The organism is Arsenicicoccus sp. UBA6765 (genome assembly GCF_002453335.1).
GTDB lineage: Bacteria > Actinomycetota > Actinomycetes > Actinomycetales > Dermatophilaceae > Arsenicicoccus > Arsenicicoccus bolidensis.
In genome coordinates this window covers 175,595-194,765 of the sequence record NZ_DKGR01000057.1, presented here as the reverse complement: position 1 = coordinate 194,765, position 19,171 = coordinate 175,595, and the positions used below count along the sequence as shown (strand labels likewise).

Annotated in this window: 19 protein-coding genes; 9 read left to right on the top strand and 10 right to left on the bottom strand. The window is 72.9% G+C overall.

Annotated elements, in window-relative coordinates; all coding sequences use genetic code 11:
* The first annotated feature begins 19 nt into the window (after positions 1-19).
* Complete coding sequence (locus B4K29_RS15885) at positions 20-757, top strand: dienelactone hydrolase family protein (RefSeq protein ID WP_286960355.1); 738 nt, start codon at positions 20-22, stop codon at positions 755-757.
* Positions 758-760: 3 nt separating this feature from the next.
* Here B4K29_RS15885 and B4K29_RS15880 read toward each other — a convergent pair whose 3' ends face one another.
* Entirely contained in the window at positions 761-1,963 is a 1,203-nt protein-coding gene (locus tag B4K29_RS15880) for an MFS transporter (protein WP_286961319.1), read from the bottom strand.
* A gap of 118 nt (positions 1,964-2,081) precedes the next feature.
* Positions 2,082-3,584: a gluconokinase gene (locus tag B4K29_RS15875; RefSeq protein WP_286968098.1), complete on the bottom strand. Its 1,503-nt coding sequence runs from the start codon at positions 3,582-3,584 to the stop codon at positions 2,082-2,084.
* A gap of 217 nt (positions 3,585-3,801) precedes the next feature.
* Here B4K29_RS15875 and B4K29_RS15870 point away from each other — a divergent pair, with 217 nt between their 5' ends.
* The gene (locus B4K29_RS15870) at positions 3,802-4,212 is read left to right on the top strand and encodes a YccF domain-containing protein (RefSeq protein ID WP_239264738.1); all 411 of its coding nucleotides are present in this window, start codon (positions 3,802-3,804) and stop codon (positions 4,210-4,212) included.
* A gap of 51 nt (positions 4,213-4,263) precedes the next feature.
* Here B4K29_RS15870 and B4K29_RS18365 read toward each other — a convergent pair whose 3' ends face one another.
* The 4 genes from B4K29_RS18365 to B4K29_RS15850 form a co-directional block, all read right to left on the bottom strand.
* Entirely contained in the window at positions 4,264-5,223 is a 960-nt protein-coding gene (locus B4K29_RS18365; RefSeq protein ID WP_313666722.1) for a regulatory protein RecX, read from the bottom strand.
* A gap of 5 nt (positions 5,224-5,228) precedes the next feature.
* On the bottom strand, positions 5,229-6,320 hold the full coding sequence (gene recA, locus B4K29_RS15860) for a recombinase RecA (RefSeq protein ID WP_029211772.1): 1,092 nt from the start codon (positions 6,318-6,320) through the stop codon (positions 5,229-5,231).
* Positions 6,321-6,541: 221 nt separating this feature from the next.
* Positions 6,542-7,006, bottom strand: a complete 465-nt coding sequence (locus B4K29_RS15855; protein ID WP_286961315.1) for a deoxycytidylate deaminase — start codon at positions 7,004-7,006, stop codon at positions 6,542-6,544.
* Positions 7,007-7,059: 53 nt separating this feature from the next.
* The gene (locus tag B4K29_RS15850) at positions 7,060-7,296 is read right to left on the bottom strand and encodes a DUF3046 domain-containing protein (RefSeq protein ID WP_029211774.1); all 237 of its coding nucleotides are present in this window, start codon (positions 7,294-7,296) and stop codon (positions 7,060-7,062) included.
* A 238-nt stretch (positions 7,297-7,534) separates the two neighbouring features.
* Between B4K29_RS15850 and B4K29_RS15845 the strand changes: the two genes are divergently transcribed.
* The 7 genes from B4K29_RS15845 to B4K29_RS15815 all read left to right on the top strand — a co-directional run bounded on the left by B4K29_RS15845 (position 7,535) and on the right by B4K29_RS15815 (position 15,808).
* Positions 7,535-7,846, top strand: coding sequence for a WGxxGxxG family protein (locus tag B4K29_RS15845; RefSeq protein WP_029211775.1), 312 nt, complete (start codon positions 7,535-7,537; stop codon positions 7,844-7,846).
* 66 nt (positions 7,847-7,912) lie between these two features.
* Positions 7,913-8,302: a WGxxGxxG family protein gene (locus B4K29_RS15840; RefSeq protein ID WP_029211776.1), complete on the top strand. Its 390-nt coding sequence runs from the start codon at positions 7,913-7,915 to the stop codon at positions 8,300-8,302.
* A 132-nt stretch (positions 8,303-8,434) separates the two neighbouring features.
* Entirely contained in the window at positions 8,435-13,363 is a 4,929-nt protein-coding gene (locus B4K29_RS15835; protein ID WP_286968097.1) for an Lhr family ATP-dependent helicase, read from the top strand.
* Between the two features lie 88 nt (positions 13,364-13,451).
* On the top strand, positions 13,452-13,985 hold the full coding sequence (locus B4K29_RS15830) for a DUF488 family protein (protein ID WP_239264718.1): 534 nt from the start codon (positions 13,452-13,454) through the stop codon (positions 13,983-13,985).
* 49 nt (positions 13,986-14,034) lie between these two features.
* Positions 14,035-14,436, top strand: a complete 402-nt coding sequence (locus B4K29_RS15825; protein ID WP_019284558.1) for a VOC family protein — start codon at positions 14,035-14,037, stop codon at positions 14,434-14,436.
* Positions 14,437-14,485: 49 nt separating this feature from the next.
* Positions 14,486-14,887, top strand: a complete 402-nt coding sequence (locus tag B4K29_RS15820) for a VOC family protein (RefSeq protein ID WP_029211780.1) — start codon at positions 14,486-14,488, stop codon at positions 14,885-14,887.
* Positions 14,888-14,941: 54 nt separating this feature from the next.
* A complete protein-coding gene (locus tag B4K29_RS15815; RefSeq protein ID WP_019284556.1) occupies positions 14,942-15,808 on the top strand; it encodes a DNA-formamidopyrimidine glycosylase family protein in 867 nt (288 codons plus the stop codon).
* A gap of 175 nt (positions 15,809-15,983) precedes the next feature.
* Here B4K29_RS15815 and B4K29_RS15810 read toward each other — a convergent pair whose 3' ends face one another.
* From B4K29_RS15810 to rimO, 4 genes are all read right to left on the bottom strand, one after another.
* On the bottom strand, positions 15,984-16,310 hold the full coding sequence (locus tag B4K29_RS15810; RefSeq protein WP_029211782.1) for a helix-turn-helix domain-containing protein: 327 nt from the start codon (positions 16,308-16,310) through the stop codon (positions 15,984-15,986).
* Positions 16,311-16,444: 134 nt separating this feature from the next.
* A complete protein-coding gene (locus B4K29_RS15805; protein WP_286968093.1) occupies positions 16,445-16,927 on the bottom strand; it encodes a CinA family protein in 483 nt (160 codons plus the stop codon).
* The gene (gene pgsA, locus B4K29_RS15800) at positions 16,924-17,532 is read right to left on the bottom strand and encodes a CDP-diacylglycerol--glycerol-3-phosphate 3-phosphatidyltransferase (RefSeq protein ID WP_019284554.1); all 609 of its coding nucleotides are present in this window, start codon (positions 17,530-17,532) and stop codon (positions 16,924-16,926) included. Before pgsA ends, B4K29_RS15805 begins: the two co-directional genes overlap by 4 nt.
* Complete coding sequence (gene rimO / locus B4K29_RS15795; protein WP_286968091.1) at positions 17,529-19,169, bottom strand: 30S ribosomal protein S12 methylthiotransferase RimO; 1,641 nt, start codon at positions 19,167-19,169, stop codon at positions 17,529-17,531. The genes pgsA and rimO overlap by 4 nt, the downstream gene beginning before the upstream one ends.
* Positions 19,170-19,171: the final 2 nt, after the last annotated feature.

Genomic DNA, 19,171 nt, shown 5'->3' with positions numbered 1-19,171 from the left:
GAGAGCTAGCCTGGCAGCCATGACGCTCGTGACTGGCGGTATCGACCTGGCCGAGGCATCCCGGGCGCGAGGGGGCTCGCAGCGGCTCCGTGCCTACGTCGCTCGACCGGAGGGGTCGGGTCCGTGGCCGGCCGTCGTGATGGCGATGGAGGCCTTCGGCGTCAACGACGACATGCGCAGCCACGCCGACCGGATCGCCGGCTGGGGCTATGTCGTCGTGGTGCCCGACCTGTATGCCGACGGCGGCGCCAAACGGTGCCTCGTCGCGACGATGCGGGCCATGCAGTCCGGGACGGGCCGGGCGTTCGTCGACCTCGAGACGGCCAGGCTCTGGGCGGTCGCGCAGCCCTGGTGCACCGGGCGTGCGGGGGTGATCGGCTTCTGCATGGGCGGGGGCTTCGCCCTGCTGGCCTGCGACCGCGACCGCTACGACGTCGCGAGCGCCAACTACGGCCAGGTGCCCGAGGACCTCTCGCGCAGTTGTCCGGTCGTCGGGTCGTATGGCGAGAAGGACCCGTCGTTGCGGGGCGCTGCGGCCACGCTCCGGTCCAGGCTCGCGTCGGCGGGCGTGGCGCACGACGTGGTCTCCTACCCGGACGCGGGGCACGCCTTCCTCAACGACGCGCCGCCCGGCCCGGCGGTCCTCTCTCCCCTGCTGCGCGTGGCGGGGTTCGGGGCCTCGCCACAGACGCGGGAGGACGCGTGGGGGCGGATCCAGGCGTTCTTCGGCGAGCACCTGGCCCCGGGCCCGGCCTGAGTGCTAGCGGGTGGGCGCGCCCGACGACGATACGGCGCCCGCGGCGGGCCGTGACAGGACGAGGCCGCTCACGGCCTGGGCCAGCGCGACGGCGAGGATGAGCAGCACGGGCACGGTCCAGCTCCCGCTGGCCTGGTAGACCGCGCCGGCCGTCACCGGGCCGACCGCGGCCAGCAGGAAGCCCGTGCCCTGCGCGAAGGCCGAGACGGCGGGCACGTCGTGCGGGTCGCGCTGCTGGGCGATGAAGGTCAGGGCGATGGCGATCCCCGCGCCCTGCCCGAACCCCATGACCACCACGCCGAGCAGCGCGGTGGTCGCGCTGCCCAGCAGCGCCACGACCCCCAGCGCGTACGCCGCGAAGAACGCCGCGAGGACGCGAGGGGCATGACGGTGCGTCGCCATACGCGGTCCGAGGAAGCTGCCGGGGATCCCGAGGCCCATGTAGACCCCGAGCATGACGCCCGCCGTCGCGGGGGCCACCCCGTGGCTGCGCAGGATCGCGGGCAGCCAGGTGAGCGGCATGTAGAAGCAGAGCGACTGCAGACCCATGAACGCAGCCGTCCACCAGGTGCGCGGGTGACGCACGACGTGCGCCATACCCGTCGGCGCCTGCGGGGTCGAGGCGTGACCGCCGGTCGGGTGGCGCACGACCTCCCGGGTGGCGGCGGCCCACAGGACCAGCGCCGCAGTGAGGGGCAGCACCCAGATCGCGAGGGTCCACGACCAGGACAGGCCGTGCTGGAGCAGCGGCGCCGTGGCTGCGGCGGCCGCGGAGGCGCCGCTGATCATGCACACGGTGTAGAGGCTCATCCGCTGCGGCACCTGGTCCGGGAAGCGGCTGCGGACGACGGCGGGGAGGACGACGTTCATGACGGCGATCCCGAGGCCGAGGGCGACGGAGCCGAGGTAGAAGGTGGGCGTGGTCGGCAGGCTGCGCACCACCACGCCCACCACGGTCAGCGCGGTGGCCGCGAGGAGGGTGCGCTCGGTCCCCCACCGCGCCACCAGGAACGGCGTGACGAACGCGAACAGCCCGAAGCAGATCAGCGGCAGCGTGGTCGTCAGCCCCGCGAGCGTCGGCGTGAGCTGGAGGTCCCGGCTGATGGTCGCCAGCGCGGGTGGCAGGCTGGTGATCGGCAGCCGGCACACCAGCGCCACCGCGACGAAGCCAGGCAGCAGCCAGCGCAGGTCAGCACGAGAGGACACCCCGCGACCCTAGCCGCCCACGACCCGGGCCGTGCGCCGCGTCCGCATCGTGCCCCCCGCGCGCTCAAGAGGGCCACGGGGACCGTATGCCGGCCGCCCGCCGCCTGCCCTCGTGAGGTCAGTGGCGGGGAGTGGGGGCGACGATCGTGGCGTAGAGCTCCTCGAACCGGGCGAGCCGGTCCGCGAAGTGCTGGGTGGCGTCGGCCTCGGGCTGCTCGGTGTCGCCCGTCGTCGGGGCGGCTCGCTCGACGTCGGGGGCCAGCACCTCGAGGGCGTGCAGGGCCGTGCCGTGGAGGGTGACGCGCTTGATGGTCACGGGGGTGACGGGCTTGCCGACGGCGTGGGCGAGCAGGGCGAACAGGCCCGGCAGGTCCTGCCCGACGCGGCCGCTGGCGAGGATGCGCTCGGGGGCGCCGGCCGCCTCCTCGAGCTGGACCGCCAGGCGGGCATAGCTCAGCACCACGCCCTCCATCAGCGCGCGGAAGATCTCAGCTGCCTGGTGCGAGACGGTCAGACCCGTCATGGCCGCACGGGCGCCGCCGGCCCACCCGGTCGACCTCTCGCCGGTGAGGAAGGGCAGCACCAAGGGGGTCCCCGCGTCCGGCACAGCCCTCAGGACGACGTCGAGCCCGTCGCGCTCCTCGGGCAGCCGGAGCGTCTCCTCGGCCCAGGTCACGGCCCGGCCGACGTCGTTGAGAGCTCCGCCCACGAGCGAGCGGTGGTCGTCCACGCGGTAGTTCCACAGCCCGGTCGGGAGCGCGTCCGGCGCCCCCTCGATCAGCACCCGCATCGCGCCGCTCGTGGCGAGGCTCGCCACCACGGTGTCGGGCCCCGTCGCGCCGTTTCCGAGGTTGCTGGCGAACCCGTCGGTGATCGGCGCGAACCAGCGAGCCTCCGCGAGGGCCGGCCAGCGGCCACCCACGTCGACGACCGGCGTGAGGGTGTCGCTGGGGTCACGTGGCCTGCCCAGCTGCTCGGCCGTCACCCCGGCGACCTCGAGCAGACGCTCGTCCCACTCCCCCGTCCGACGGTCGAGCAGGCCGGTCCACGCGGCCGTCGAGGTGCCCGGGTCCGCGGTCCCGATGAGCCGGTGGAGGACGTACTCCCCCAAGGACATCCAACGACTCACCTGCGCGGCCAGGTCGGGCTGCTCCTGGGCGAACCACCGCAGCCGCGGCGCGAGATAGCTCGTGTGGATGCGGGTGCCCGTTCGCTGCTGGACGTCCGCCTCGTCCAGCTCCTCGCGCAGGACGGCGACCTCGTCCGCGCAGCGGGCGTCGGCATACGTGATGCAGGGGGTCAGCGGCGACCCGTCCTCGGCCACGCCGACCAGCGACGACGCGAAGGTGTCGATCGCGACGCCCCCGACCGTCGTGTCGCCCACCTGCTCGAGCAGCTCCTCGATGATCGCGGTCAGCTCGGCGACCACCTCGTCGGGATCGATCGTCGAGGTGCCGTCCGCAGCGGTGGTGAAGGCGTGCGGCCGCTTGGCCCGCTTGCCCGCCGGGCGACCCGCGGCGTCGTACAACGCTCCACGGCTGGCGGTGGACCCCACGTCGAGGGCGAGCACGATCGGCTGCTCCGCCTGGTCGATGTCGATCTCGAACGCCGGGTCGCTCACGGGGACTCCTTGGGTCGGGGGTCTCCCAGCCTAGGTCGGGGCGGGCGCGCGTCGCAGGTCGGGACGAGACGACGGGCACGCGGCCTGTCGGTACGTCGGTCGGTCCTTGCGGGACATCCCTGAGGGGCCACTGAAATCCGGACCTGGCGGGAACACCGTGGGCGTGTCGCACGTCGACCCTGGTGACAGCACCTCACCCGTCACCTCGGAGGTCACCGTGCGCCTGCTCCTCAATCTCATCTGGGTCGTGTTCTGCGGGTTCTGGCTGTGGTTGACCTATGTCATCGCGGGCATCATCGCGTGCGTGTTCATCGTGACCATCCCCATCGGGGTGGCGTCGTTCCGGATGGCGAGCTATGCGCTGTGGCCGTTCGGCCGGGCGGTCGTCACGACCCCCGGGGCGGGGCCGGTGTCCGGGGTGGCCAACCTCGTGTGGTTCCTGATCGCCGGGTGGTGGCTGGCGCTCGGCCACCTCACCACCGCTGCCGCGCAGGCGGTCACGATCGTCGGGATCCCGCTGGCCGTCGCCAACCTCAAGCTCATCCCGGTGACGCTGTTCCCCTACGGCAAGGAGATCGTCGACGCGCGCATGATTCCCGCTGCCCAGAGGCCACTGCACTCGCTGTGACCGCCTCACGCTTCACCTCCGCGGCCGCCACCACCACCCCAGCCGCGAGAGCTAGTCGCGCTGATGCTCCGGGGCGTCCGCGATGGCGTCGCGGATGACCGAGTAGGCCACCCCCGAGCCGTAACCCTTGCGCGCGAGCATGCCCGCGAGGCGACGCGTCTGGACCTCCACCGCCAGGCCGCCCATCGAGCGGAGCTTCTTGTCGACCAGCTCGCGTGCGGTGCGACGCTCCTCCTCCGGATCGACCTCGTCGAGGGCCGCGTCGGCCAGATCCTTGTCGATGCCCTTCTTGCGCAGCTCGTGCGCGAGGGCGCGCTTGGCCAGGCCCTTGGTCGCCTGCTGCGAACGGACGAGCATCGCGGCGTAGGCCTCGTCGTCCACGAGCCCCACCTCGGTCATCCGGTCGAGGACGCGGGTGATGACGTCCTCGGGGCAGTCACGCTGGCGGAGCTTGGTCTCGAGCTGCGCGCGACTGCGGGGTGCCATGGCCAGCTGGCGCAGCACGATCTGCCGCGCGACGTCCTCGTGGTCGGGCTCGGCGTCGACGGCGGCCGCGCCCTCCGCGGGCGGGTCCTCGGCCCGGCCCCTGCGCCGGGGCTTGGATCGTTCGCGCTTGCCGCCGATCGCCGCGCCGCCGCGCCCCGAACGCGCCCTCGGCGCCTTCGGCGCGGTCAGCGCCTTGGCTTCCTCACGCCCCTCGGTGCGCAGGTCCTCCCAGGTGGCGGGGGCGACCTGCGCATCCCGGGGCAGGAAGTCCGGAACGCCCTGCGCCGCACCGGACTCCGCACGCGCCAAGGCCTCGCGGGCGCGTTCGAGCCTCGCGTCCGGAACTGACCGATCGGCGGCACCGAGGGCGTCGGGATCTGACCGGTCGGTGAGGACGGGCGCCTCGAGATCCGGTCGGTCGGCAGCGAGGGGCGTCGGGACGGCAGCGGGGCCGGTCTCCTGGGTGTGATCCCACGAGGCGGCCCCGCTCCAGCTCCCACGCCCTGGGGCGGTGGGGTCCGGCATACGACTCAGAACTCGACCGGGGGCTCGACCGCGGGGATCTCGGAGACGGGAGCATCGATCGGCTTGATGATGCCGAGCTTCTCCTTGATCTTGCGCTCGATCTCGTCCGCGGCCTCGGGGTGGTCCTTGAGGAACTGACGGGCGTTCTCCTTGCCCTGCCCGAGCTGGTCGCCCTCGTAGGTGTACCAGGCGCCGGCCTTGCGGACGAAGCCCTGCTCGACCCCCATGTCGATGAGGCCACCCTCGCGCGAGATGCCCTCGCCGTAGATGATGTCGAACTCGGCCTGCTTGAACGGCGGGCTCACCTTGTTCTTGACGACCTTGACGCGGGTGCGGTTGCCGACCGCGTCGGCGCCGTCCTTGAGCGTCTCGATGCGGCGGACGTCCAGGCGCACCGAGGCGTAGAACTTCAGCGCCTTGCCACCGGTCGTCGTCTCGGGGGAGCCGAACATGACGCCGATCTTCTCGCGGAGCTGGTTGATGAAGATCGCGGTGGTGCCGCTCGTGGACAGGGCACCGGTGATCTTGCGCAGCGCCTGGCTCATGAGGCGGGCCTGCAGGCCGACGTGGCTGTCGCCCATCTCACCCTCGATCTCGGCGCGGGGCACCAGGGCCGCCACGGAGTCGATGACGATGATGTCGAGCGCGCCGGAGCGGATCAGCATGTCCGCGATCTCCAGCGCCTGCTCACCCGTGTCGGGCTGGGACACCAGCAGGGCATCCGTGTCGACGCCGAGCTTCTTGGCGTACTCCGGGTCGAGGGCGTGCTCGGCGTCGATGAACGCGGCGATGCCGCCGTTGCGCTGGGCGCTGGCCACCGCGTGCAGGGCGACCGTGGTCTTTCCCGAGGACTCGGGGCCGTAGATCTCGATGACACGACCGCGCGGGAGGCCGCCGATCCCGAGGGCCACGTCGAGGGCGATCGACCCGGTCGGGATGACCTCGATCGGGGGCCGGACGTCGTCGCCGAGGCGCATGACCGCGCCCTTGCCGTGCGACTTCTCGATCTGCCCGAGGACCGAGGACAGCGCCTGGAACTTCGCGTCCTTGGGGTCGGCCGGGGCCTTGGAACCCTTGATGGGGGTGACTGCTGCCATGACTGCTGTCCTTGTCTCTCGTCGGATCGCGCCCACCGGCAACCCGTGACGTGGTTGATGTCTCGGGTCAGACGCTAGGAGCCACCACTGACAGACCCTCCCTGGGTCGTGACGACCTGTGGACGATGCTGCGCTCGGCCGGAGCTCCTGTGGATGACTCTACCGAACACAATTTCGATGTCGGGCATTGGCGCGCTGCGTGTCGCGCGACCCTGGGACGGTCAGAGCACGATGGATCGGGACAGGTCGTCCGCGATGACGCGCCCCTCCGGCTCACGGTGCAGCGAGCGCACCACACCGGCCCCGGCGAGGAGCTTGCGGCAGGTCGGGCACGGACGGGCCGTGACGTATGCCGTCGCCCCGCGGCAGTCCGCCCGGGCGTAGAGCAGCGCGTTGGCCTCGGCGTGCACGGCGACGCACCGGCCCGGGCCCGTGTCGTAGTCGGTGAACTCGCGTGTCTGCTCGTAGGTCAGCAGCCCGCGCGGGCAGTGGCCGTCCAGGCAGCCCGGGTGCCCCGAGGGCGCGCCGTTGTAGCCGGTCGAGATGATCCGGCGGTCCTCCGAGACGATGACGGCCCCGACCTGACGACGTCGGCAGTCGGCCCGCACGGCGACGGCGTCCGCGACCCCCAGGGAGTAGTCGTCCCAGTCCGGTCGGGTGGTGCGGGATGCGGCGCCGGTCGTCATGGGGGCGACCCTACCGAGACGGCGGGACCCGGCATACGACCTGCTCGCGGGCGTCAGTCCAGCGGTGCGTCGCGCCGCAGCGGGCGATCGCGTCCGAGCCGGCGGGACTCCGGGACCTCGAAGTCGTCGCACAGGGCCAACCAGACGGTGCGTGGCTGGACCCCGTCGGCGACGGCCTCGTCCGCCGTGCGGCTGCCGAGGCCGGAGATGCGGTGGTCGGCGGCCACGGTCGGGGCATAACCGGGCCCGAACTCCTCGTCCAGGAGCCGTCGGAGGTCGGACAGGCGCATCCGCACACCATGTCGCTCAGGTCACGAAGGTGCAACTCGCCACCCGAACGGCGTCACGCAAGCCGCGGTTCGCTCAGGAGTCGCCGAGCCTGTGACCAGCACGAGTACGCAGGGTGACCTGTTACACCTCGCGCAGACTATGACATGGATCGCATCCAACCTCCCGCATGAGCCTGCCCTCACCTGGCAAACATGAAGCAGTACAAAGAGCGAACGACCGTACGACGAAAGGAAAATCATGCGCCGCACCATGACCCGCCTGGGTGCCGCAGCCGTGATCGGAGCCGCTTCGGTCACTGCCGCTGCTGCCCCCTCGATGGCTGCTCAGCCTGCCCAGCACGCACCCAGCGTCACCGTCGTCGCCGCCGACGACAAGGTGGCCGACGACAACTCCGGCATGTGGGGCCTCGCCGGCCTCCTCGGTGCCCTCGGCCTTGCCGGCCTGCTCAAGGGCAAGCAGGCGGTCGACCAGCGTCGCGCCTCCGGCGCCACGCGTGCCACCTCGACCCAGGCCACCACGGCCAACCGGACCGACGACCGCTCTCACTGAGCAGTCCCCCTCCAGCTCCGTCGACGACACCGTCGACCCGCTCCCCGATCGAAAGGTTTGATCATCATGCGCAAGACCATCCTCACCGCCGTCGCCGCCACGGCCTTCGCCGTCGTCCCCGCGGGTGCCGCCATGGCCGACACGGCCACGCCCTCGCCGAGCACCTCGGTCACCACGACCACCACCACGACCGAGTCCGACAAGACCGGCCTGTGGGGCCTCCTCGGCCTGCTGGGCCTGGCCGGCCTGCTCAAGAAGAACAAGAAGCACGAGGTCCACACCGCTGACCACGTGGACCACCGCAACACCCGCACCGAGCACGTGGGCACGCACCACGACACCAACGTCACCCACAGCAACGTCGACCGCGACACCGCGATCCGCACCACCGACACCGATCGTGACGGCCTCGGCGGCACGCGTCGCGACGGCCTGGGTGACGACACCCGCCGCTGACACGAGCACGGGCACCACGCCCGAGCGCAGCACCATCGAGGAGGTCCCCGGCCGGCTGGTCGGGGACCTCCTCGTCGTCGCGCCGTGGGCAGCAGGGGTATGTCGGACCCCCGTGGCACTCTTGGACGCACCATGACCAGCGACGTCCTCGACCGCTTCTCCCCCGCCACCCGCGCGTGGTTCCGGAGCAGCTTCCCCGCGCCCACCCCGGCCCAGACCGGAGCGTGGGAGGCCGTGTCGACCGGTCAGCACACCCTCGTCGTCGCCCCCACCGGGTCGGGCAAGACCCTGGCCGCGTTCCTGTGGGCGCTGGACCAGGTGGGAGCGACCCCGCCGCCCGAGGACCCCCTGCGCCGCTGCCGCGTCCTCTACGTCTCCCCGATGAAGGCGCTCGCCGTCGACGTCGAGCGCAACCTCCGCTCGCCCCTGGTCGGCATCGAGCACGCCGCTCGCAGGCTGGGCGTCCCGCCCCCCGAGGTGACGGTGTCGGTGCGCAGCGGGGACACCCCGGCCGCCGACCGCCGCGCCTTCCAACGCCGCCCGAGCGACGTGCTGATCACCACCCCCGAGTCGCTCTTCCTGCTGCTCACGTCCGCCTCGCGAGAGAGCCTGCGCGGGGTCGAGACGGTGATCCTCGACGAGGTCCACGCCGTCGCCGGCACCAAGCGCGGGGCCCATCTCGCCCTGTCCCTCGAGCGCCTCGACGCCCTGCTGGACCGTCCCGCGACCCGCGTCGGCCTGTCGGCGACCGTGCGCCCGGTCGAGGAGGTGGCGCGCTACCTCGCGGGCGGTCGGCCCGTCAGCGTCGTCCAGCCCCCCTCGACCAAGGAGTGGGACCTGCAGGTCGTCGTGCCGGTCCCCGACCTGGCCGAGCTCGGAGCCGCCGCGCCGGTCGACCTCGACGGACCCGGCGACACGGACCCGCGCCGGGCCGCCTCGGTGTGGCCCCACGTCGAGGAACGCATCGTCGACCTCGTCGCCCAGCAGCGCTCGACCCTCGTCTTCGCCAACTCACGACGGCTGGCCGAACGCCTCACCGCACGTCTCAACGAGCTGTGGGAGGAGCGGCTCTCGCCCGCCGAGGAGGAGGAGGACGGCCGTGTGCCGGAGCCCGCCGAGGAGGAGGAGGACGGCCGTGTGCCGGAGCCCGCCGAGGAGGAGGAGGAGGACGGCCGTGTGCCGGAGCCCGCCGCCATCGCCCCGGACGGTCTGCCCGCCCCTGCCCGTCTCACCCACGGCACCCCCGCGCACCTCATGGGGCAGGCCGGGCAGAGCCACGGCGCCGCACCGGTGCTGGCGCGGGCCCACCACGGATCCGTGAGCAAGGAGCACCGCCAGGAGATCGAGGAGGCTCTCAAGTCCGGCCACCTGCCCGCCGTGGTCGCCACCAGCTCGCTCGAGCTCGGCATCGACATGGGCGCGGTGGACCTCGTGGTCCAGGTCGAGAGCCCCCCGAGCGTGGCCAGCGGCCTGCAGCGTGTCGGCCGCGCCGGGCACCAGGTGGGGGCGGTCTCCCGGGGCGTGTTCTTCCCCAAGTACCGCGCCGACCTGGTCCAGACCGCCGTGGTCATCGACCGCATGCGCGCCGGCGCGATCGAGGCGCTGCGCATCCCCGCCAACCCCGTCGACGTCCTCGCCCAGCAGATCGTGGCCATGTGCGCGCTGGACGACTGGACCGTGGGCGACGTCGAGCAGCTGGTCCGGCGAGCGGCGCCCTACGCGTCCCTGCCCCGGTCCGTCCTCGAGGCCACCCTCGACATGCTCGCCGGGCGTTACCCCAGCGACGAGTTCGCCGAGCTGCGGCCCCGGATCGTCTGGGACCGCGTCGCCGACACGGTGTCCGGTCGTCCCGGTGCGCAGCGGCTGGCCGTCACCAGCGGCGGGACCATCCCCGACCGCGGGCTGTATGCCGTCATGCTCGCCACCGGCGACGGACCCGGCCGACGGGTGGGTGAGCTCGACGAGGAGATGGTCTACGAGTCGCGGGTCGGCGACGTCTTCACCCTCGGCTCGACCGCCTGGCGGATCGAGGACATCACGCACGACCGGGTGCTCGTCACCCCGGCCCCGGGCCAGCCCGGGCGGCTTCCGTTCTGGAAGGGCGACCAGCTCGGGCGCCCGGCCGAGCTCGGTGCGGCGGTGGGGGCACAGCTGCGCGAGCTCTCCCGGCTGCCACGGGAGGACGCCATACGACGGCTGTCCGACGGCGGGCTGGACGCCTGGGCGGCCGACAACCTCGTCGACTATCTCGGCGAGCAGCGCGAGGCGACGGGCGTGGTGCCCGACGACCGGACCGTCGTCGTGGAGCGCTTCCGCGACGAGATCGGGGACTGGCGGATCGCGATCCACTCCCCCTACGGCCAGCAGGTGCACGCGCCCTGGGCCCTCGCCGTGGCGGCCCGCTTCCGCGAGCGGTTCGGCTACGACGTGCAGGCGATGAACGCCGACGACGGCATCATCCTGCGCCTGCCCGACCTCGACGATGCGTTCGACGGGCACGACGGGCCGGACGGGGATGCTGGCGACGTCTCGGGCTGGACCCGCGAGATCGTCGACCTGATCACCCTCGACCCGGACGACGTGCGGGCCCTCGTGACGGCCGAGATCGGCGGCTCCGCCGTGTTCGCCGCGCGGTTCCGGGAGTGCGCCGCCCGCGCCCTGCTGCTGCCGAGGCGGCAGCCCGGCAAGCGCCAGGCCTTGTGGCAGCAGCGGCAGCGCTCCGCCCAGCTGCTCGAGGTGGCCAGCCGCTACCCGTCCTTCCCCATCGTGCTCGAGGCCGTGCGCGAGTGTCTCCAGGACGTCTTCGACGTCCCCGGCCTGATCGACCTGATGACGCGCGTCCGGTCGAGGGACGTCCGCGTCGTCGAGGTCGAGACGCCCACGCCGTCGCCGTTCGCCAAGAGCCTGCTGTTCGGCTACGTCGCCCAGTACCTCTACGAGGGCGACTCCCCCCTGGCCGAGCGCCGGGCCGCCGCGCTCTCCCTCGACGCCGACCTGCTGTCGGACCTGCTCGGCCAGGACGCTGGCAGCTCCTTGCGGGACCTCCTGGATCCCGAGGTCATCACGGCGACGGAGGCCGACCTGCAACGACTCTCGCCGGGTCGACGGTGCCGGGACGCCGAGGGTGTCGCCGACCTCCTGCGCGTCGTGGGGCCGTTGACGACCCCGGAGGTCGCGGCACGCTGCGCCGTCGTCGACGAGGACGCCTACCCGGACGAGGGGCAGGCCGCGACCTGGCTGGAGGCACTCGAGTCGGCACGCCGCGTCGTGCGGGTCCGCATCAGCGACGAGGAGCGCTGGGCCGTCGTCGAGGACGCAGGTCGGCTGCGTGATGCGCTCGGGGTGGCCGTGCCTCCGGGCATCGCCGACAGCCTGCTGGACGGCGGCGACGACCCGCTCGGGGGGCTCGTCCATCGTTACGCGCGCACCCACGGGCCGTTCACGGCCGCGGCCGTCGCCGCGGCCTTCGGCCTCGGCACCTCGGTCGCCACGCACGCCCTGGCTCGTCTGGTAGGCCGCGGGCAGCTCGTCGAGGGGGAGCTGCTGCCCGAGCAGCTCGGTGGTGGCCAGCACGGGATCGAGTACTGCGACGTGCAGGTCCTGCGCACGCTGCGGCGCCGCTCGCTGGCCGCGTTGCGCGCCGAGGTCGAGCCGGTCCCGGTCACCGACCTGGCGCGCTTCGTGCCCGCCTGGCACGGCATCGGCGACCGGAGCCGCGGCGTCGAGGCCGTGGCCCGGGTCGTGGAGCAGCTGGCCGGGGCGCGCCTGACGGCCAGCGCCGTGGAGACGCTCGTGCTGCCGGCCCGCGTCCCCGACTACTCACCTGCCCTGCTCGACGAGCTGATGGCGACCGGTGAGGTGCTGTGGCAGGGCCACGGCTCGCTGCCGGGAGACGACGGCTGGGTCTCCTTGCACCTGGCCGACACCTCCCACCTGACCCTGGCCGCCCCCGGCCCGGACGCCGATCTCAGCGCCGAGCAGCTGGCGCTGCTCGAGCACCTGCGGCTGGGCGGGGCACACTTCGTCACCGGCCTCGCCGCGGCTCTCGGACGCGGCACCGACGCCACGGTCGTCGACGACCTGTGGGCCCTGGTCTGGGGTGGGCACGTCACCGGCGACACGTTCACCGCCGTGCGGGGCCTGCTCGACGGTGGCCACACGGCGCACAAGCCGCGCCGCAGCGGACCTCGGTCCGGACGCGGCGGGCGGCGAGGCACGCTCGGCACCCTGCGCGGGGGCGGTCCACGCAGCGGTCTGGCTCGGCCCGCCTCCGCCGTCCGCATCACCGACCCTCGCGGCGTCGGACGCTGGAGCGTCCTGCCGGCCACCGAGACCGACGCGACCGTCCGCGCGTGGGCCCAGGCGGAGCTGCTGCTCGACCGCTACGGCGTGGTCACCCGAGGCAGTGCGGTGGCCGAGGAGGTCGTGGGCGGCTTCGCCTCGGTCTATCGCGTCCTCGCGGCCGCAGAGGAGGCGGGCCGCGTCCGACGCGGCTACTTCGTGGAAGGTCTGGGCGGGTCCCAGTTCGCGACCGCGGGAGCGGTGGACCGCCTGCGCGCCGGCAGCCGGGTCCTGGACGACACGGCCGGTGGCCAGCAGGGCGCCGGCCTGCCGGCCAGCCCGCTCGCGCACCTCGGCGACGCCTGGTCGGTGAGCGCTCAGCGACGCGGCGCCCAGCCTGAGCGTCCCGCCCTGGTCCTGGCCGCCACCGACCCCGCCAACGTCTACGGCGCCGCGCTCCCCTGGCCGGAGCGTCCCGACGACGCCGGCAGGCATCGTCCAGCACGCAAGGCCGGCGCCCTCGTCGTCCTGGTCGACGGGCGGCTCGTGCTCTACGTGGAGCGGGGCGGCAAGACGCTGCTGTCCTTCAGCGAGGACCCCGCCGACCTCGGCGCTGCCGCCAAGGCCTTGGCCGACGTGGTGCATCGTGGGGCGCTCGGCAGGCTCAGCGTCGAGCGCGCCGACGGCGCCGCGCTCCTCGGGTCCGACCACCCCCTGGTCCAGGCGCTGGCCGACGCGGGCTTCCACCACACCCCCCGCGGGCTGCGGCTGCGCCGGTGACACCGTGGGACGACCGAGCAGAGCCGGCTCCACCGCTCGCGACGACGCCAGGATGGAGGCCGCACACGGGCTGGACAGGGCTCGGCGCATGACGATCTGGACCGTCGGGCACTCGACACGCCCCATCGAGGAGCTCGTCGGGCTGCTGCGCGAGCACGACATCACCCAGCTGGTCGACATCCGCACGGTGCCGGGGTCACGCCACAACCCGCAGTACTCCCAGAACGCCCTCGAGAGCTCGCTCCCGGAGCACGGAGTCCGGTACGTCTATCGCAAGGATCTGGGCGGCCTGCGCAAGGGGGTGCCGGAGTCGGTCAACGGAGCCTGGCGCAACGCGTCCTTCCGCGGCTACGCCGACTACATGCAGACGCCCGAGTTCGGTGCGGCGGTGGACGATCTCGTGGACCTGGCGGGCGAGCGCCGGACGGCCATCATGTGCGCCGAGGCCGTGCCCTGGCGGTGCCACCGCTCGCTCGTGGCCGACGCACTTGTGGTCCGCGGGGTGCAGGTCGTCGACATCATGGGCCCGGCCAGGACGAGCGAGCACACGCTCACCTCCTTCGCCCATGTCGAGGGCACCTCGGTCACCTATCCCACCTATCCCCCGGAGCGGCCCCGTTGATCGCGGCTACCGGACGCGAGCCGTCCGCAATCGTCGCTACGGTCCTGCCATGGACATCACCCCCAAGCTCGACCTCATCGTCCTGGACTGCCCAGACGCCCTCGAGCTCGGTCGCTTCTACGGCGCCCTGCTCGGCTACGAGCTGGAGGACGGCGCCGACCGCGACTGGGTCAACCTCGTCCCCCCGGGCGGCGGGGTCTCGAAGGACAACCCGGACGGGCGAGCGACACTGGCCTTCCAGCGCATCGACGACTACGTCGCCCCGACCTGGCCCGGTGGCGCACACCCGCAGCAGTTCCACCTGGACCTGAGCGTCCCTGCCATCGATGCCGCCGAGCCGCGCGTCCTCGAGCTCGGCGCACGGGTGCACGAGCACCAGCCCACGCAGGAGGGCGACTTCCGCGTCTACCTCGACCCAGCGGGTCACCCCTTCTGCCTCGTCCAGGGCTGATTCGACGCCGGCCCTCCCCTTCTGCCCGCTGGGTGTGTACGGTGTCCACATGAGCGCTCCCTCCCCCTACGTCACGTTCCCCGGCACGACCCGAGAGGCGCTCAGCGCCTACCAGCGGATCTTTGGCGGGGAGCTGAGCCTGCACACCCGCGGCGACCTCCAGCGCACCGACGAGCCCCTCGACGCGATCGGGCACGGCCAGCTGACCGGTCCGATCACGATCTTCGGGTCGGACGCAGCCGACGGCGAGGACCCCGTGCACACGACCGGCCTCATGCTGGCCCTGCTCGGTGCCGGCGACCCCGACACCTCGCGGCGATGGTTCGACGCCCTCGCGGACGGTGGCACCGTCGTCGACGACCTGCAGCGACGCCCGTGGGGCGACTGGGACGGGCAGGTGATCGACCGGTTCGGGCTGCACTGGCTGATCGGGTTCCAGCCCGACGCCTGAGCCCCGCGACGCGCCGGGCTCCCGGCATACGACCGGTCGTGCCAGGATCAGCCCATGCCCGAGGGAGATGCCGTATGGCGCACCGCCCGGCGCCTCCACCGGGCGCTGGCCGGGCGCGTGGTCACCGACTGCGACCTGCGCTGGCCCTCGCTGGCCACCGCCGACCTGCGGGGGCGCACCACGGTCGAGGTCGTCCCGCGCGGCAAGCACATCCTGCACCGGCTCGACGACGGGCTCACGCTGCACTCGCACCTGCGGATGGACGGGTCGTGGCGCACGCACGACCCCGCGCGGCTGACGCTGCGGCACCTGCGGGACACGGACGTGCGCGCCGTCGTGGGCTGCGAGACGGCCACGGCGATCGGCACCAAGCTCGGGATGATCGACCTCGTCCGCACGGCCGACGAAGGCCGCCTCGTCGGACATCTCGGCCCTGACCTGCTCGGCCCCGACTGGGACCCCGAGGTCGCCGTCACCAACCTGCTGCGCCGCCCGGACCGGCACATCGGGGCGGCGCTGCTCGACCAGCGCAACCTCGCCGGCGTCGGCACGATGTGGGACGCGGAGGTGCTGCACCTGGAGCGTGTGTGGCCGTGGACACCCGTCGGCGAGCTCGGCCCGGGCCAGCTGCGGGCCATCGTCACCCGGGTGCAAAGGTTGGTCGATGGCAGCAAGCTGCTCCGGCAGTCCACCTCGACAGGGTCGTTGGTGCCAGGTCAGGAGATGCTCGTCCACGGGCGCAGCGCCCTGCCCTGTCGGGGCTGTGGGGGGCCGGTCCGGCTGTCGCGCATCGGGGAGCCGCCGCAGGACCGGGCGATGTTCTACTGCCCGGTGTGCCAGGGCGGTCTGGGGCCGGACGACGACGGTCGACGGCAGCGTCCGCTCGGCGAGGGGCGGAGCGGGCCGAGCCGCAACGGATGATGCGGCGCTGGCCGGACGTCGAGCAGGCACCGCAGCAGAAACCGGCCGGGGTTGATCACATCGACCGGCCTCGGTCACATCGGCCTGGCGTGCGAAGGCCGGTCGATGTGACTACCTGGGGTAGGTCCATCAGCCTGGCGTGCGAAGGCCGGTCGATGTGACTACCTGGGGTAGGTCAGGCCGCGGAGCGGGCGGTCGCCGTGGCCGGCTCGCGCTCGGGTGCCACGCGCTCGGCACCCACGGGGAGGGGAACGGGCCGGGACATCCGCTCGGAGGCGGCGACCCGGGTGGACACGTCGCCGAGGACGACCGACAGGGGCACGTCCAGGGCGGCGCAGATCGAGGAGATGAGCTCGGAGGACGCTTCCTTCTCGCCACGCTCGACCTCGGACAGGTAGCCGAGGGAGACCTTGGCGGACGCCGACACGTCACGCAGGGTGCGACCGAGCGAGCGTCGGCGGTCGCGCAGGACCTGGCCCAGCTCACGACGCAGCAGGATCATCTCTCGCTCCCTTCTCACCCGCACGGACATCCGAGGCCCACGATAGCGTGCCGGCCCTGCGGCGGCCGTGCTGCCATGCGGTCGCCCCTCAGTCGGAGCAGCGCCGTCAGAGCACTCCCTGGACAACACCCGACTCAGCCGAGACGTTCCAGGGCTCGTCCGATGACGGTCTGCACCGTCGCGGCGCGGATCGTCGCGCGGTCCCCCGCGAGCGCCAGTCGCCACGACGCGCAACCGTGCTCGTCGGCCACGGCGACGTAGACGGTCCCGACCGGTTCACCGTCGGCGGGGTCCGGTCCTGCCACTCCCGTGGTGGCGAGCCCGACGTCCGCCCGGCAGACCCGACGCGCGCCCTCGGCCAGCTGTCGGACGACGTCGTCGTTGACCGCGCCTCGGGCCGCCAGCAGGTCCTCATCGACGCCCAGCACGCTCGCCTTGACGTCATAGGCGTAGGCGACCACCCCGCCACGCACCACGGCGCTCGCACCCGGCACAGCTACGAGCTCGGCGACCACGAGCCCACCCGTGAGCGACTCGGCGGTGGCGACGGTCAGCCCGCGACCGGCCAGCCGGGCGATGAGCCGCGACGCCAGGTCCACCTCCCTGGCCGCCGTCACACCCCGCCGCCGCGGCGCGCGTCGCGCCGCAGCCGGTGCGCGGCGAGGAGGTAGTCGACGCCGGTGACGACGGTGACCACGAGGGCCGCGGCCATGACGACGGCGCAGGCCCAGTGCCACAGGTCGTTGCCGGGCAGGACGTACATGCCGAGCGCGACGGCCTGCAGCATGGTCTTGAGCTTGCCCCCGCGGCTGGCCGCCATCACGCCGTAGCGGATGACCACGAAGCGCAGCAGGGTGATGCCGATCTCGCGCACGAGGATGACGATCGTCACCCACCACCACACGTCGCCGACGAGCGACAGGCAGATGAGTCCGGCGCCCATGAGGGCCTTGTCGGCGATGGGGTCCGCGAGCTTGCCGAAGTCGGTGATCAGGCCTCGAGAGCGCGCCAGGTCGCCGTCGATCTTGTCGGTGATCGACGCCAGGACGAAGACACCCCAGGCCCACCACCGGTCGCTCGCGTCCAGACCGCCCTGGCGCATGAGCAGCCACACGAACACCGGGACGAGCAGGATGCGCAGCATGGTCAGCGCGTTGGCGATGTTCCAGTTGCTGACGTGCCGCTGAGGGGCGCGGCCGCCGGGCGTGACGGGCGCGCTCACCGCTCCGCCCCCGGCTCCAGCGGCTCGGGTGCCTGCTGCGTCCGGGGCTCCGGCGACAGCGGCTCGGCCAGAGGCTCGGCCACGAGGTCAACGCCCTCGCTGGCCACCACCGTCGCGCGGACGAGGTCACCCACGCGAGGCAGGGTCGCGCCGTCGGCATACGACAGCAGGGTCACGCCGTCGACGTCGGGGCCTTGGAAGGGCGAGCGCCCGACCACCTCGACCTCGTCGCCGACACCCTGGACCTCCACCTCAGCGTCAGCACCAGCACCAGTGTCGCCGCCAGAATCGCCGTCCGCTCGCTCCAAGGACTCGACCAGCACCTCGACCACGGACCCGACCCGTTCCTCGGCCCGCTGGGCCATGAGCTCGTCGACCAGCGACTGCACGCGGGCCACGCGCTCGGCGACGACGTCCTCGTCGACCTTGTCGGCATAGCCCTCGGCCTCGGTGCCGTCCTCGTCGGAGTAGCCGAAGACGCCGACGACGTCGAGCCGTGCCGCCGTGAGGAAGCGCTCCAGCTCGGCCACGTCGTCCTCGGTCTCGCCGGGGAAGCCCACGATGACGTTGGACCGGATGCCGGCGTCGGGCCGGATCGCCCGGATCTGCTCGACCAGCGCGAGGAAGGCCTCGGTGGACCCGAACCGCCGCATCCGGCGCAGCACCGGCTCGCTGGCGTGCTGGAAGGAGATGTCGAAGTAGGGCACCACGGTCGGCACGGCGAGCAGCGTCTCGATCAGACCGGGTCGGATCTCGGCGGGCTGGAGGTAGGAGACGCGGATGCGCGGAAGCCCCTCGACCTCGCCGAGCGACTCGACCAGGGACTCGAGCAGCCGCAGGTCACCGAGGTCCTTGCCGTAGGACGTGGAGTTCTCGGAGACGAGGAAGACCTCGCGCACGCCCTGGTCGACCAGCCAGCGAGCCTCGGCCAGGACGTCGGCGGGGCGCCGTGACACGAACGATCCCCGGAAGGCCGGGATCGCGCAGAAGGCGCAGCGCCGGTCGCAGCCGGAGGCGATCTTGAGGGGTGCCCAGGGGCGCCCGTCGAGGCGACGGCGCACCACGCGCGGGCCGCTGTCGGGCGCGACGCCCTCGGGCAGGTCCGGCACCTGGGCGACGCCGTGGTGGACGGCGTCGGCGCCGTGGCCCGGCAGGGCGACACCCGTGGAGGCGGCCTGGCGGTCCACCGGGGACAACGGCAGCAGGCGGCGCCGGTCGCCGGGCGTGTGAGCCTCGGGCGTGCTGCCCGCGAGGATGGCGCGCAGGTGCGAGCTCATGTCGGTGTAGGAGTCGAAGCCCAGCACCGCGTCGGCCTCGGGCAGCTGGTCGGCCAGCTCCTTGCCGTAGCGCTCGGCCAGGCAGCCCACGGCCACGACCTTCTGCGTGCGGCCGTTCTCCTTGAGGTCGGACGCCTCGAGGAGGGCGTCGATCGAGTCCTTCTTGGCCTGCTCGACGAACCCGCAGGTGTTGACGACGGCGACATCCGCGTCCCCGGCGTCCTCGACGAGGACCCAGCCCCCGTCGGCCAGTCGACCGGCGAGCTCCTCGGAGTCCACCTCGTTGCGCGCGCACCCGAGCGTCACGACCGCCACCGTCCGGGAGGGCTGCAGGTCGGTCTCGATCGGCTGGGAGGTCATGG

What these genes read in the sequence shown, in the direction of transcription:
- B4K29_RS18365 (WP_313666722.1), bottom strand. Translation starts at nt 5,223, where the DNA reads ATGCCGGACCCCACCGCCCCAGGGCGTGGGAGCTGGAGCGGGGCCGCC.
- B4K29_RS15850 (WP_029211774.1), bottom strand. Translation starts at nt 7,296, where the DNA reads ATGCGCCTGTCCGACCTCCGACGGCTCCTGGACGAGGAGTTCGGGCCC.
- B4K29_RS15830 (WP_239264718.1), top strand. Translation starts at nt 13,452, where the DNA reads ATGACGATCTGGACCGTCGGGCACTCGACACGCCCCATCGAGGAGCTC.
- B4K29_RS15815 (WP_019284556.1), top strand. Translation starts at nt 14,942, where the DNA reads ATGCCCGAGGGAGATGCCGTATGGCGCACCGCCCGGCGCCTCCACCGG.
- recA (WP_029211772.1), bottom strand. Translation starts at nt 6,320, where the DNA reads ATGGCAGCAGTCACCCCCATCAAGGGTTCCAAGGCCCCGGCCGACCCC.
- B4K29_RS15835 (WP_286968097.1), top strand. Translation starts at nt 8,435, where the DNA reads ATGACCAGCGACGTCCTCGACCGCTTCTCCCCCGCCACCCGCGCGTGG.
- B4K29_RS15825 (WP_019284558.1), top strand. Translation starts at nt 14,035, where the DNA reads ATGGACATCACCCCCAAGCTCGACCTCATCGTCCTGGACTGCCCAGAC.
- B4K29_RS15855 (WP_286961315.1), bottom strand. Translation starts at nt 7,006, where the DNA reads ATGACGACCGGCGCCGCATCCCGCACCACCCGACCGGACTGGGACGAC.
- B4K29_RS15885 (WP_286960355.1), top strand. Translation starts at nt 20, where the DNA reads ATGACGCTCGTGACTGGCGGTATCGACCTGGCCGAGGCATCCCGGGCG.
- B4K29_RS15840 (WP_029211776.1), top strand. Translation starts at nt 7,913, where the DNA reads ATGCGCAAGACCATCCTCACCGCCGTCGCCGCCACGGCCTTCGCCGTC.
- rimO (WP_286968091.1), bottom strand. Translation starts at nt 19,169, where the DNA reads ATGACCTCCCAGCCGATCGAGACCGACCTGCAGCCCTCCCGGACGGTG.
- B4K29_RS15845 (WP_029211775.1), top strand. Translation starts at nt 7,535, where the DNA reads ATGCGCCGCACCATGACCCGCCTGGGTGCCGCAGCCGTGATCGGAGCC.
- B4K29_RS15810 (WP_029211782.1), bottom strand. Translation starts at nt 16,310, where the DNA reads ATGATCCTGCTGCGTCGTGAGCTGGGCCAGGTCCTGCGCGACCGCCGA.
- B4K29_RS15820 (WP_029211780.1), top strand. Translation starts at nt 14,486, where the DNA reads ATGAGCGCTCCCTCCCCCTACGTCACGTTCCCCGGCACGACCCGAGAG.